This window comes from Streptomyces sp. NPDC000404 (genome assembly GCF_040300365.1).
Lineage (GTDB): Bacteria > Actinomycetota > Actinomycetes > Streptomycetales > Streptomycetaceae > Streptomyces > Streptomyces ramulosus.
Genome location: NZ_JBEPDN010000004.1, coordinates 406815 through 420534 on the forward strand (window position 1 = coordinate 406815; position 13720 = coordinate 420534).

Annotated in this window: 12 protein-coding genes; 6 read left to right on the forward strand and 6 right to left on the reverse strand. The window is 74.7% G+C overall.

From position 1 onward, the window contains the following. The first annotated feature begins 21 nt into the window (after positions 1-21). The 5 genes from ABT345_RS09865 (at position 22) to ABT345_RS09885 (ending at position 4758) form a co-directional block, all read left to right on the forward strand. A complete protein-coding gene (locus tag ABT345_RS09865) occupies positions 22-354 on the forward strand; it encodes a hypothetical protein (RefSeq protein WP_345087984.1) in 333 nt (110 codons plus the stop codon). Between the two features lie 210 nt (positions 355-564). Further along, positions 565-1515, forward strand: a complete 951-nt coding sequence (locus tag ABT345_RS09870; protein WP_345087986.1) for a metallophosphoesterase family protein — start codon at positions 565-567, stop codon at positions 1513-1515. A 25-nt stretch (positions 1516-1540) separates the two neighbouring features. Then, positions 1541-2788, forward strand: coding sequence for an MFS transporter (locus ABT345_RS09875; RefSeq protein ID WP_345087988.1), 1248 nt, complete (start codon positions 1541-1543; stop codon positions 2786-2788). Further along, positions 2785-3936, forward strand: coding sequence for a TolB-like translocation protein (locus ABT345_RS09880; RefSeq protein WP_345087990.1), 1152 nt, complete (start codon positions 2785-2787; stop codon positions 3934-3936). Before ABT345_RS09875 ends, ABT345_RS09880 begins: the two co-directional genes overlap by 4 nt. 42 nt (positions 3937-3978) lie before the next feature. Beyond that, on the forward strand, positions 3979-4758 hold the full coding sequence (locus ABT345_RS09885) for a DUF309 domain-containing protein (protein WP_345087992.1): 780 nt from the start codon (positions 3979-3981) through the stop codon (positions 4756-4758). Positions 4759-4914: 156 nt separating this feature from the next. Here the strand turns inward: ABT345_RS09885 and ABT345_RS09890 are convergent, their stop codons facing one another. The 6 genes from ABT345_RS09890 to ABT345_RS09915 all read right to left on the reverse strand — a co-directional run bounded on the left by ABT345_RS09890 (position 4915) and on the right by ABT345_RS09915 (position 12661). After that, on the reverse strand, positions 4915-6081 hold the full coding sequence (locus tag ABT345_RS09890) for a D-alanyl-D-alanine carboxypeptidase family protein (protein ID WP_345087994.1): 1167 nt from the start codon (positions 6079-6081) through the stop codon (positions 4915-4917). Between the two features lie 196 nt (positions 6082-6277). Next, a complete protein-coding gene (locus tag ABT345_RS09895; RefSeq protein ID WP_345087996.1) occupies positions 6278-7534 on the reverse strand; it encodes a cytochrome P450 family protein in 1257 nt (418 codons plus the stop codon). A gap of 306 nt (positions 7535-7840) precedes the next feature. Then, positions 7841-9820: an amino acid adenylation domain-containing protein gene (locus ABT345_RS09900; RefSeq protein ID WP_345087998.1), complete on the reverse strand. Its 1980-nt coding sequence runs from the start codon at positions 9818-9820 to the stop codon at positions 7841-7843. Between the two features lie 421 nt (positions 9821-10241). After that, positions 10242-11471: an MAB_1171c family putative transporter gene (locus ABT345_RS09905; RefSeq protein WP_386458957.1), complete on the reverse strand. Its 1230-nt coding sequence runs from the start codon at positions 11469-11471 to the stop codon at positions 10242-10244. Further along, the gene (locus tag ABT345_RS09910; RefSeq protein ID WP_345088002.1) at positions 11464-12192 is read right to left on the reverse strand and encodes a hypothetical protein; all 729 of its coding nucleotides are present in this window, start codon (positions 12190-12192) and stop codon (positions 11464-11466) included. The genes ABT345_RS09905 and ABT345_RS09910 overlap by 8 nt, the downstream gene beginning before the upstream one ends. After that, the gene (locus ABT345_RS09915; RefSeq protein WP_345088167.1) at positions 12182-12661 is read right to left on the reverse strand and encodes a helix-turn-helix domain-containing protein; all 480 of its coding nucleotides are present in this window, start codon (positions 12659-12661) and stop codon (positions 12182-12184) included. The genes ABT345_RS09910 and ABT345_RS09915 overlap by 11 nt, the downstream gene beginning before the upstream one ends. Before the next feature lie 714 nt (positions 12662-13375). On the opposite strand from ABT345_RS09915, the gene ABT345_RS09920 reads away from it, so the two are divergent. After that, positions 13376-13570, forward strand: a complete 195-nt coding sequence (locus ABT345_RS09920; protein WP_345088004.1) for a hypothetical protein — start codon at positions 13376-13378, stop codon at positions 13568-13570. Positions 13571-13720: the final 150 nt, after the last annotated feature.

The following is a 13720-nucleotide window of genomic DNA, read 5'->3' on the forward strand; positions in this document are numbered from 1 at the left end:
CACCTTCCCAGGGGGAATGCCATGTCACAGCTGATCCTCACGCTCGCCACCGTCGGCGCACTGGGCCTCCCGGCCCTGCCCGCCACCGCGGCACCGCCACCGCCGGCCATGGCCGCCCCTGCCGCAGCCGCGTCCTGGCAGTGCATCGGCTGGTCCGACAACGCCGGTCCGGGACACGCCTACCGCTACCACGCCAAGTGCGCGGGGAGCGGGCTCTACGTCCAGGCGCGGATCAGGTGCTACGACGGAACCACCGTCTACAGCGCCTGGCGGTACGAGTACGCCAAGGCCGAATGCCCCTACGGCGTCCGCGACGCCAGCTGGAGCACTTTCGACGTCAGGAAGAAGCCATAGCAGGGCCTCCCGGGCGCGGGAGGAGTCGGGGGAGGCGGCGTCGAAAGCCTCCAACTTCGGCTCGGTGGAGGGAATTTGACGCCTGCGCGTCCCTCACGCCATGACGGTAGGAAAGTTTCCTAACAATGACGGGCCGACACCTTGACCCGTACATGACCCGGCGTCAGGATTCCTCGGGAACGGCTCCCCGTGCCGAACCAGGAGACGCACATGACGCCCACCCCCCGCGCCAAGAAGCCCCTCCACAAGAACCCCCGCATCGGCATCCCCGCCGCCGGCGCCGCCGCCCTCGCGCTCGCCGGCGGCGTGCTGATGTGGTCCCCCGCCGGACGCGCCGACGCCACCACCGACCGCGCGGCGGGCGCCTTCACCGTCGTCGCCGCCGGCGACATCGCCGAGCAGTGCACCGCGGACGACAGCGACTGCGAACACCCCAAGACCGCCGCGCTGGTGAAGAAGATCAACCCGAAGTTCATCATGACGATGGGCGACAACCAGTACGACGACGCCCGCCTCAAGGACTTCACCCGCTACTACGACAAGACCTGGGGCGTCTTCAAGAACAAGACCCACCCCATCCCGGGCAACCACGAGACCTACGACCCGGACGGCGAGTTCAAGGGCTACAAGGCGTACTTCGGCGACATCGCCTACCCCAAGGGCAAGCCGTACTACAGCTACGACGAAGGCAACTGGCACTTCATCGCCCTCGACACCAACAACCTCAACTCCGCCCAGCTCAAGTGGTTCAAGGACGACCTCAAGGCCACCTCCAAGAAGTGCGTCGCCACCTACTTCCACCACCCGCTCTTCTCCTCCGGCGAGCACGGCAACGAACCCGTCAGCCGCCCCGTCTGGAAGGCGCTCTACGACGCCAAGGCGGAGCTGGTGCTCAACGGCCACGACCACCACTACGAGCGGTTCGCCCCGCAGACGCCGGACGGCAAGCGGGACGACAAGAACGGCATCGTCGAACTCCTCGGCGGCATGGGCGGCGCCAACCCGTACAAGATCGAGGAGGTGCAGCCCAACAGCGAGAAGCGGCTGACCGACACCTTCGGGGTGGTGAAGATCGACTTCACCGACACCGGCTTCTCCTGGGACCTGGTCGGCACCGACGGCAAGACCAAGGACAGCAGCCCGTCGTACACCTGCCACTGACCGGCGAAGGCGGGCACCGGGCACCATGTATCTCGCGACCACGGACGCAGCCGCCACGGCGACCAAGGTGACGCGGGGCCGCGTCGGCGGGCCGGTTCTGGCCCTCGGCGCGGTCAGCCTCGTCACCGACATCTCCTCGGAGATGGTCACCGCCGTGCTGCCGCTCTACTTCGTCATCCAACTCGGCCTCTCCCCCCTCCAGTTCGGCTTCCTCGACGGCCTCTACAACGGCGCCACCGCCCTCGTGCGGCTGCTCGGCGGGCACGCCGCCGACCGCGGCGGGCGCCACAAACTCGTCGCCGGCTGGGGCTACGCCCTCTCCGCGCTCTCCCGCCTCGGGCTGCTGCTCTCCGGCGGCGCCACCCTCGGCATCGGCGCCTCGCTCGCCGCCGACCGCCTCGGCAAGGGCGTCCGCACCGCCCCCCGCGACGCGCTGATCTCGCTCAGCGCCCCGCCGAACGCGCTCGGCCGCGCCTTCGGCGTGCACCGCGCGATGGACACCACCGGCGCCCTGCTGGGCCCGCTCGCCGCGTTCGCGCTGCTGTGGGCCACCGCCGACGCCTACGACGCGGTCTTCGTCGTGAGCTTCTGCGTGGGGCTGCTGGGCGTGCTGATGCTCGTCGTCCTCGTCCCGGACCGCGCGACGGCGCCCCTGCCGCAGCCGGCCGCGCCCCGGCGGCGCGCCGCGCTGCTGGCCCCGCTGCGGGACGCGGCGTTCCGGCGGATCTTCGCCGCCGCCGCGCTGCTGGGCGCCGCGACCATCGGCGACTCGTTCCTCTATCTGCTGCTCCAGCGGCGGCTGGAGTTCGCGGTCAGCTGGTTCCCGCTGCTGCCGCTGGGCGCCGCGGCGGTCTATCTGCTGCTGGCGGTGCCCGCCGGACGGCTCGGCGACCGCATCGGCCGCCGGGTGCCGTTCCTGATCGGCCACGCCGCCCTCCTCGGCGGCTACCTCCTGCTGCTGACCTCCGGCGCCGGGCTGCCGCTGCTCGCCGCCGTCCTGCTGCTGCTCGGCGTCTTCTACGCGGCGACCGACGGCGTCCTGATGGCGCTCGCCGGACCGGTCCTGGCGGCCGAGCGCCGGGCGAGCGGCATGGCGCTGCTCCAGACCGGTCAGGCGCTGTGCCGACTGCTGGCGGCCGCCGGGTTCGGCGCCGCCTGGACGCTGTGGGGCACCCGGCCGGCGCTGATCGCCGCGGTCGCCGCCCTGGCCGTGGCCCTGCTCGCCGCGGCCCTCCTGCTCCCCCGCACGGAAAGGCACCTCTCTCCCGCATGAACCCACCCAAGCGCCCGCCCCGGGCCACCGAGACCGCCGCCTTCGACGGGGAGAGCCCCGAAAGCGCCACCGCGCCGGACGCCGCCTCCCCGGGCGTCCGGCCCGGGCCCGCCGGGGCCGCCGCCCGGTTCGCCGCGCTGCCGCTGCGGACGCGCGTCCTCGCGCTGGCCGTCACGGGCGCGCTGCTGGCCGGTGTCGCCATCGCGTACACCGTGGGCGCGGCCCGCCGGGCCGAACCGGCCGATCCCGTCTCGGCGTTCGGCCTCGACCACGGCCGACTGTACTTCCGCTCCACCGGCGCCGGTGACGGCCGCGTCGCCCGGCTGCCCGCCGCCGGCCGCACCGACGTCTCGCCCGCCGCCCACGCGCCGGGGAAACGCACCACCGGCGGCCCGCGCTGCGACCGCTTCCACGCGGCGGCCCGCACCGGGCTGTGCCTCCAACGCCGCCCCGGCATCCCGCCGCGCTCGTACGCCGTCGTCCTCGACGAGCACCTGCGCGAGAAGCGCCGCATCGGGCTGACCGGCATCCCCAACCGGGCGCGGGTCTCGGCGTCCGGCCGGATGCTGTCCTGGACGATGTTCGCCACCGGCGACTCCTACGCCACCACGTCCTTCTCCACCCGCACCTCGATCCTCGACACCCGCACCGGCTATCTGATCAAGAACATGGAGAACATCCCCCTCACCCTCGACGGCCGCCGCTACCACGCCCCCGACGTCAACTACTGGGGCGTCACCTTCGCCCGCGACGACAACACCTTCTACGCCACGGTCTCCACGGCGGGAAAGACCTATCTCGTAAAGGGTGACCTGCGCAGATGGCAGGCGCGCACGCTCCGCGAGAACGTCGAGTGCCCCTCGCTCTCCCCCGACAACACCCGGCTGGCGTTCAAGAAGCGCGTCCGCGGCGGCGCCCGCGACCCGTGGCGGCTGTACGTCCTCGATCTGCGCACCTTCAAGGAGCACCCGCTCGCCGAGACCCGCAGCGTCGACGACCAGGCCGCCTGGCTGGACGATGCCACGCTCGCCTACGCGCTGCCCGGCAAGGAGACCGGCTCCAGCGACATCTGGGCCGTCCCCGCCGACGGCCACGGCTCCCCCGCCCTGCGCGTCCCCGACGCCTCCTCCCCTGCCCTGGTGCCCTGACCCGGACGCGTACCGGACCCGTCCCCGGCGCACAATCGAAGGGTGAGCGACGAGCAGAGGGACACCGCACGGACCAGCGCCGACGCGCCACGCCCGGCCACCGGCGGCGAAGGCGGCGACCCGGCCTGCTGGCTGGACCGGGTCTGCGAGGTCTGCGGGCGGATCGACGACCGGCCGGGCGGCGGACGCGACGGCTGCCGCTTCTGCGCGGAGGCGGCGGAGGCGGCGGGGTCCGCCCGGTCCGGCTCGCCGGGAGCCGCGGCCGGGCCGGAAGCCGCCGGCACCGGACAGGGCCGCACCCTCCGAGCCACCGGCCCCGAGGCCGCCCCGGCCCGGCCGTCCGCCCGCCGCCGCGACCGGGACGCCGACGGCCGGGCCCGCAACGCGCGGCCCCGCGACGGGCTCGGGCGGCCGCTGCCGTACGGCACGCCCGGCGTGGCCCGCCAGCCCGAGGGCGTGGTCCGGACGCCGGAGGCGACGCTGACCGAGGCGCAGCGGCTGCTCGACGCCGGGATGCCGTTCCACGCCCACGAGGTGCTGGAGGACGCCTGGAAGACCGCCGCGGAGCCGGAGCGCGGCCTCTGGCGCGGCCTGGCGCAGCTCGCCGTCGGCCTCACCCATGCGGCCCGCGCCAACGCCACCGGCGCCGTCGCCCTGCTCGACCGCGGCACGGCGGCCCTCACCCCGTACGCGGACACCGCCCCGCACGGCATCGACATCGTCGCCCTGGCCACCTGGGCCGCCCGCCTGACCGCACGGCTGCGCGCCGCCCCGGCCGACCCGGTCCCGGCGGCCGCTGCGGCACCCCGGCTCCGGGCCTGAGCCACCGGCTCGGGGAGAGGGACGACGGGGCGCCGCGACAGCAGGTGGGCGGCAGCGGGCGACAGGGCGCCGCCGGCGGGCCCGCGCCGCGGAGCCCGTCCGGCCGAGCGCCCACCGGCCCCGCAGGCCCCGCAGGCCCCGCCGAGGCCGTCCCCGCTACGGCGTCTTCCGTCCGCGCGTACTCTCCGCCCGGCGGCGGAGATGCTGACGCCGGGCCAGCGCCGCGCCCATGGCCAGGACCGCGGCGCCGACGCCGCCGCCCCACAGGGCGAGCGCGTCCCGCCACGGCGAGTCGCCCTCCTCGTCGGTGCGGGTGGTGTGCGCGGCGGGGTCCGACTCGGGGCCCGGCGCCACCGCGCGGGTCATCGAGCCGATCGGCTCCGCGGTGCCCACGCTCTCGAAGCCCCAGTCCAGCAGCGCGGCGGCCTCCTTGTAGACGCCGTTGGCCGCGCCGGACCGCGGGTTCATGACCGTCACCAGCAGGGTGTGACCGTTCCGCCGGGCAGCCGCGATCAGGGTGTTCCCGGCGTTGGTGGTGTAGCCGTTCTTCACCCCGATGATCCCCGGGTAGCGGGTCATCCCGTTCGTGCCGGACAGCAGCCGGTTGGTGTTCTCGATGCGGGTGACGCCACCGGAGGTCGGGAAGTCGGCCCGGGCGGTGGCGCAGTAGCGCGCGAAGTCGGCGTTGGCGAGCCCCGCCCGGGCGAAGACGGTCAGGTCGTACGCGGACGAGACCTGGCCCGGGGTGTCGTAGCCGTCCGGGGACTTCACGGTCGTGTCCTTGGCACCGAGCGCCCGGGCCTTCTCCTGCATCTCCCGGGCGGTCGCCTCCCAGCCGCCGTTCATCGACGCGAGGACGTGCACCGCGTCGTTGCCCGACCGCAGGAACACCCCGCGCCACAGGTCGGCCACCGAGTAGCTGCTGCCCGCCTCGACGCCGACGAGGCTGCTGCCCGAGCCGACACCGTCGAGTTCGGCGGGCTCGACCCGGTGGACCGTGTCCGCCGCGAACTTCGGCAGCGCGGTGACCGCGAAGAGGGTCTTGAGGGTGCTGGCCGGGGGCAGTTTGCGGTGCAGGTCCTTGGCGGCGAGGACGCTGCCGGAGTCGGCGTCGGTGACGGCCCACGACAGGGCGGAGAGGTTCTCCGGGAGGGCGGGCACTCCGGGTGCGTCGGCCACCTCCACCCCGGCGACGGCCGGAGCGGGCCGGCGGTGCGCGTCGGCCGCGAGGGCCGGGGCCGGTATACAGGCCGACGAGACGCCGGTGACGACGAGCACCGCCAGTGCACCGGCCTTCCGGGACAGGAACGCATCGAGTGACATAACGATCACGCTATGGAGATGCCGGGCGCCTCGCAGGGCGGCTGGGCCGGATGGACGACACCCGCGGCCCACCTGGGCGCGCCCCCACGCACAGCGACCCGCCCGGTGCGACGGGGGATGCACACCGGGCGGGTCTCAACACCTTTCTACCGCATCGCAGAACACTTATGCCTCGGAAAGCGTGTTCGTCGGTGGCTCACCACGTCACGGGCAGCGAGATCAGGCCACGTGCGCGCACCGTCCTGCGGTGGGTGAGCGACTCCCGCGGGACGTCCAGCCGCAGCCCGGGGAACCGTTCGAGGAGCGCGCCCAGCGCGACCGCCGTCTCCATCCGGGCGAGCGGCGCCCCCAGGCAGTAGTGGATGCCGTGGCCGAGCGCGAGGTGGCCGGAGAGGCCGCGGGCGAGGTCCAGGCGGTCCGCGGCGGGGAAACGGGCCTCGTCGCGGTTGGCGGAGGCGACGGAGAGCAGGACGCAGTCGCCCGCCGGGACGCGGACGCCGCCGATCTCCAGGTCCTCGCGGGGGAAGCGCCGGATGGCGAGCGGGGCCGGCGGATCGAAGCGCATGAACTCCTCCACCGCGTTCGGCAGTTCGGCCGGATTACGGCGCAACGCCTGGAGCTGTTCGGGGTGGTCGAGCAGGGCGAGGACGGCGTTGCCGATGAGGTGGACGGTGTTCTCGTATCCGGCGAAGAGGATGAGGAAGGCCAGCGAGGTCAGTTCGTCCTCGGAGAGCCGGTCGCCGCCGGGCGCGGAGCCGTCCGGGGCGGCACCCTCCGGTGCGGAGCCGTCCGGGGTGTCGCGGACCGCGATGAGTTCGGAGAGCAGATCGTCGCCGGGGTGGGCGCGCTTGGTGGCGATGAGGCCGGTGAAGTAGGCGAGCAGCTCGCCGACGGTCTGCTTCATCAGCTCCGGGCGGGACGGATCGGGGGTGATCAGCCGGTCGGTCCAGGCTCGGAAGTCCCGCCGGTCGGCGCGGGGGATGCCGAGCAGGTCGCAGATCACGACGATCGGCAGATGACCGGCGTAGTCGGCGATGAGGTCGGCGCGCCCGGCCGCCTCGACCGTGTCGAGCAGCTCGTCCGCGACCCGGCGTACGGATGCGCGCAGCGCCTCGACGCGGCCCGGGGTGAAGGCGCGGACGACCAGGCGGCGCACCCGGGTGTGGTCCGGCGGATCCATGTTGAGGAGGTTGGCGTCGAGGGCCGGGGGCAGCGCGAAGCCGCGGTAACTGCCGGGCGTGGCATGACGTTTGTCGAGGGAGAGCCGCGGGTCGGCGAGCGCGGCGCGGACATCGTCGTAGCGGGTGACGAGCCAGGCGGGTTGTCCGTCGGGGCCGGCGATGCGGTGGACGGGGCCGCTCGCGCGCAGCGCGGCGTACGCGGCGTACGGATCGTCGAGGAGGGGCGTCACATCGACGGGGTCTGCGGGGCCGGTCTCGGCGGTGTTCTGCATGGTTCCTGACTCTAGGGGGTGTCGGCGACGCCCTGCGGTCCAGCTGAGGGGCCGCGGAGCGTACGGCTTCGGGCGAGACTCTGCGACCACGTCCTGGAGGATGGCGGGCTGCTGAACGGGGGATGGTGGGTGAACTCCCGTCCGGGCAGGGGTTGGTGACATCCGTGTGGATGGGCGGGCACGAACCGGCCCGTCGGGAGGCGGACGTTGGCCGACCGTGGTCCGGGCGAGGGGCGCGCGTCGCGGGCGTGCCGAGGCGTGCGGGCACGGCGGCGGAGTGCGGGTGCCGCCGTGCCCGGCTGTGGGTCATTCCTCGGGGCAGACCTTCATCACCGCTTGCAGGGAATGGATGTTCTCCTGAAGCTCCTTCGCGCTGAGGAGGGCGGCCCGGACGTCGGGGTGGACGTCGGGGCCGAGGCCGTCGCCGTCGCGTTGCTGGGCATCGGCCAGGCTCCGCAGCTTTTCCGCCCGGCCGCGTATCGCCGAGGCGATCGTCGCGTCGGTGGCCTCGGCGGCCGCGGCGTCCAGATCCGTCGCGGTCGTCCGGTAACTGGCGACGAGGTCGTCGGAGGTGCGGACGGAACCATGGCGGTTGCCGGGTGTGACGGCCGCCTGCGCCGCGTCGCACCCCGCGGGGGTGCTGTTCGCCACCACGGCCACGCCGGTGGCGGCGGCCGCGGCGACGCTCACCGCGGCGACCGTGGCACCGGCCTTGGTGGAGAGGGTGGCGGTGAGCTTGCCGAGATATCCGGCGAGTTTGCCGCCCTCCGCGACGGCGAGCTGGCCCGCGGTCGGGGCGAGGACCAGCAGCGCGGCGGCCGCGGCGGCCTTGTCGCCCTCCAGGAGATTGCGGGTCAGCTTCTCCGCGCGGGTGTAGTGCTCGATGTCCTGCGCCCTGCCGCCGCGGGTGGCGGCGGCCTTGCCCAGCGCGTAGAGCTGGAGGGCGATCCGCCCCCGGCCCGCGGCCAGCACCCTCGGTACGGCGGCCTGGACGAAGCGGACGGTCAGAGCCCACTTCTCGGCGTCCCGCAGCCCCTGCGCGACGGCCACGTAGAGGTGGGCGTCCGGGGGCGGCGGGCCGTCCACCCCGGCCTCGAACGCCGCCATCAGCCCCTTCGCGGCGACGGCCGCGTCGGCGGGCGGCCACTGCTGGTGGCGGACGGCTGCGGCGGCGTCGGCGGTGAGGTGGTAGGTGTCGCCGTAGCGGACCACCAGCCGACGGTCGCGCAGCTCCCGCCCGGTGTTGGCGTCCTGGGGGCTGCCGGTGACGGGGGCGAACCAGGCGGCGGGCAGCGGCGTCCCGAAGGTCTCCAGGGCGACCAGGACCCGGCGGGCCGGTTCGCTCAGCGCGACCGCCAGCGCCTCGGCCTGGTGGAGCGGCGTGAGCCGTTCCGGGTCGACGAGGGGCGGCCGGTCGTGGGGCTCCTCGGTGATCCGGGCCCGCCAGGCGTCCGATCCCTTGATGAACGCGGCGTACTGGAGGATGCGCTGGGGGCGCCCCTCGGCCATCCGGCAGACGTGGTCGAACTGGAGGTTCTGCAGGCCGACCGGGCCGAGTGGCAGCCCCAGCTCGGCGGCGAGCAGTTCCTTGGCGGCATCCGGGAAGAGCGGCTGGACGTGGTGGACGCCGGAGGGCGGCTGCAGCGTCGGGTAACGGGAGGTGAGCAGGAAGGTGCAGCCGGGGAAGGTGTGGCGCAGCCGGGCCAGGTCGGGGCCGTCGAGCGGGCAGTCGATGAGGGTGATGTGGACGTCGGTGGCCGCGGCGACGGCGGGGCGCAGCTGTGTCTCGTCCACCTCCCGCAGGTAGTTCTTCCCGAAGAACGCCCCGGCCAGCCGGCGTTCGACGGAGTCCAGCGTGGTGTCCGTGCCGGTGAGCGGGCGCAGGATGTGGCCGCGCCTGCCGCGGGCGGTGAGGGCGGCGTGCACCGCCTCGGCGACGGCCTTCCGGCCGGTGCCCGGCTCGCCGTGGAGCTGTACGGCGCCCTTGTCGGCGAGGTCGGTGAGGACCTGTGTCACCAGCTCGTCGCGGCCGAAGAGCGGCGGAGGCGGTCCGTCGGAGAGCGGGAGGGCCGGGCGGAGCGGGAGTTCGGCGAAGCCGGGCGTGACGGCGTAGGCGTCCTGGTGGTAGACGACGTTGTTGTGGTCGCCGACCACGAGGACGCCCTTGTTCTCCGCCACCACGACCTGCTGCGGCGGGGCGTCCTTCGCCGGTGTCTTCCCCGGCCTGAACGACTTGATCGGCTTGAACGGCTTGCCCTGCTTGCTCTGCTTGCTCGGCTCGGCCATCACGGCCGCCCGGGCGTCGGAGCGGCGGCCGGTCCGCCGGGTCCGGTGGATTTTTCGGAGCGTGTCGGCATCAGGGACCCCCGTGGTCATCGCGTCGGTGGCGGGCACCCGCGGGCCGGTGTCTGGGCACCGACGGCCGGTGGCCGGAACGGTGCGCCGGGCACCGTCGGGGATCAGTACAGCCCGGCCCCGTGCGGGCGGCAAGACTTTTGCCGGGCCTGACATCCGAAAGGGTGTACGCACCCAAGGGAGCGCCGGCAACGGGCAGTTGGCGGGTGTGCCGATGGCGGAGGAGCGGTTCGGTCCCCCGGTCGCGGGCGGCGCCGGTCCCGGTTTTGGACCGGGTCGGACGCCGCCCGCGGCGGAGGTGGTGCGGGCGGCCCGGACCCCCGTACCGGGCCACCCCGTCGGTGTGCCGCCGTCAGCGGCGGGCCGCCGCGCTGCGTTGGCGCAGCTCCGTGAGCACGGTGTCGATCAGCGGCGAGTGGTAGACGTCGGCGACCAGGGCCAGATGCTCGTACTCGGCGGCGAGCCGGCCGTCCGCGGCGCCGTGGCCGACGACGACGGTGTCGGCGGCGTGCGGGGGCACATGGCCCACCGCGCGGTTCTCCAGGCCGCGGCGGAGCGCGGCGGCCTCGGCGACGGCCGCGCGCTGGCGTTCGTCCGCCACCACGGCGCGGGCGCGTTCCCCGGCGATGTCGAGGGTGTCGGACTCGACGTGGCGGCGCAGGGAGCGCTGTACGTCCCGGATCTCGGCCATCCGGCGGTTGGCCCGCCACTCCAGGTCGGCGAAGGGCCAGCGCCCGGGCCATGCCTCGCGCTCCATCGTGACCTCCGGGTTCTGCTCGGTGACCTGCCGCCACAGCGGGGTGAGGCGGCGCAGGCGGCGCCAGGCCGTCACCCGGGGGCCGGCGGCGGGGAGGGCGAAACCGGTGAGGACGAGGAGGGCGGCGACCGAGGCGCTGAGCGGGGCCACGCCGTTGGAGAGCCAGGGTGCGGGGCGGCCGGCCCAGGAGAGGGCGAAGCCGAGGAGTTTGGCGGCGCAGTAGACCAGGCCGAGGTGGCAGCCGGCGGACATCACCCGCAGGCCGCGGGTGAGCCAGGAGGCGCCGAGGGTGGCGGCGTAGCGCAGGCAGAGCGTGCCCAGGGCCGCCAGGCTGGCGCCGAAGATCGCCAGGTAGAGGCCGAGGAAGACCATCACGCCGGGGGCGTCGGTGTAGGCGGTGCTGAAGTCGCGGGGGTGCTCGACGGCGTCGGGGCGGCCGACGGCGAAGCCGGTGACGGCGACCGCCCACAGCACCGCGACGGCGGCGACGGTGGCGCGGGCCCGGGTGCGGGCGCGGCGGCGGGCCGCGTCGCCCTCGCCCGCCGCCCAGCGGGCCAGCATCACCTGCGCGCCGACGGCGAAGACCATGACGGCGGAGTAGAGAAAGACCATCGCGAGGTTGGCGACGCCCAGCAGGCGGTCGAAGGCGCGGTAGAGGCTGGGGGCGGAGAAGAGGAAGACGGTGGCGACGGCGCCGGTCATCACGCAGGCCAGGCCCAGGTCGGCGTTGGCGCGGTCGCGGAGCCAGGCGGTGGTCTTGTAGCCGACGATGGTCCAGGCGACGGCGGCGAAGCAGAGGTAGAGGACGTCGAAGGCATCAGGCACGGGGCTCACCGCCGTCGTCGCGGGCGGGTTCGGCGCCGGTGCCGCCGGCCGGTCCGGAGGCTTCGGCGCCGGAGTCGGCGGCGTCCGGCGCGGACGTGTCCGGGCTGCGGAGGTGCTGGAGGGCCGGGCCGAGGGCGGCGGCGAGTTCGGCGGCGCGGCCGTCCGGCGGGGGCGGCGGGTCCTGGGTGGGCGGGGCCAGGCGCTCCATCAGGAGGGTGCCCAGGACCTCCGTCTCGCGTTCGGCGGGGTTGTCGTAGCCGTGGTGGCGGGCGAGGCCGGGGGTCAGGCCCATCCGGCGCAGCGCCGTCGCCGCGTCGACGGAGGGGGTCCACAGCCGCAGCGCGTCCTCGGTGAGCGCGGGGTCGCGGTCGTGGCCGAGGAGGAGGTGGCCGAGTTCGTGCAGCACGATGTGGGCCTGGTGCCAGGGCGAGGTGCGGCTCTCGTAGAAGACCCAGTAGGCGTCGTCGGTGGCCGCGGTCATGCCGGAGGCGGCGCCGTCGAGGCTCATCGGCACCAGGTGGACGGGGGCTCCCACGCGTGCGCCGACGAGGTCGCACAGGCCCCGCAGATCGACCGTGGCGGGCAGCGCCAGCTCCTTGACGAGCCGCTTGCACCGCCTGCGTATCCGCCCCACTCGCATGGTCATCCCGTCGTCGTGCGTGCGCCGCCAGGTGGCGAAGAGCCGGTCCGGTACGCCGGTGCCGGTCAGGTCAACCGCCATCGGCCCCACCGCCTCTGCCCGGCAGGTCCATCTGGCGGCGGAACTGGTCGATGATGGTGGTCAGGCTCTCCTGGACGTCGGGCGGCAGGCCCACCGAGCGCAGGGCGATGGCGCGGACCCGCTGATCGCGCATGGCGGCGAGGAAGCGGACCTCCTCCTCCACCCGCTCGGCCTGCGGCTGCGACAGATCGCCCAGGAGGTATCCGGCCGGGACGCCGAAGAACTTCGCGAGCGCGCGCAGGACGTCGGGCGAGGGGTTGGACCGGCGGCCGTTGCGCAGCATGGAGAGGTACTGCTCGGTCAGGCGCACCCCGCCGTACTGCTCCGGATCGCCGCTGATCTCCTCGGCGACATGGGCGTTGGTGTACGGGGCGCCGGGCGGGTGCATGTGCGTGAAGAGGCGGCCCAGCCGGTCGGCGAGGGTGCCGGTGTCCTGCGCCGCACCGCCCCGCGCTGCCGTGTCCGCCATCTCCCCGGTCTTCCCGCTCTCCGTCCGCTCCCTGTGGTCCTTCGCTGCCATCCGTAGCCCTTCCCCCGTGTGCGACCGTTCCGTGGCGGGCCGCGGGTGCCGTCCCCCGCCCGTGCGCAGCCCTGTCCACGACCCCAACGGCGAGTTAAGTCGGCCGCCGGGGCTCCCGGGCACATCCTGTCACGGTCCGATCACCGGATGCCAGGGTCGGCCGGGATCGAACCGCGGAAAAGGCCGTAACCCGTGGGGGATTGCCCGGTACCGCCGCCGGTCGGTATGGTCCCCTGGCGCGGTCCGCCCCTTTCTTAACGGGGAGTTGAGTTCCCGTTGAGCCCCGGCTTCGCCCGGGACGCCGGGCCCGGCCTCGTCCGTACCGCGGGAGGCGCCCGGGACCCCGTTCGCGGCCCGGGTGGTTACCCCCGTCCGGGGGCACCCAGGAGGGGGTGCCCGCAGAGCGGCGGGAGGCGGTTTCATGGCGGGAAGTCGCCACGGCAGTTCTGCCGTACGGCGTCGGCCGGCGCCCCTTTCGTGAGTACCGCCCGGCCCTCCCCGCTTACGGCCCGGACCCTCCCCCGGGCCGTCACCCCCCGCCTGACGGAGAGGACCTGCCCCCATGCCCCCTGCCCTCGTACGTACCGCCCGGCCCGCGCCCCTCGAACGCGCCACCGCCCCGGCCGCCGCCGCGCGCCGCGCCGGAGGTGCCGCGTGCCCCGCATGACGCTGAACGTGTACCGGATCGACCCGGCGACCTCCGCCCGCACCGAAGTCCGTTACGTGGACGTGCCGTTGGGCGCCGCGCCGCCGCACCCCGCGATCAGCGCCGCGTTCCCGCCGTGCCGGTGCGCGCGCTGTCCCCGCCGCCAGGAGCCCCGGCCGGGCTCCGCGCGGCACGGCATGGTCCACCACTGACCCGCTGACCGCCTCGCGGCAACCCTCACGGCCGCGTCCCGGGACGTTCCTCCCCCGCCCGGGCCGCGCCGCCGCCGCGGGGCCCACCACGCCGGCCGCTCCCTGAAGGCGGCCGGCGCGGGGAGGGGCGGGCCCGGGAGTTCCCCCGAC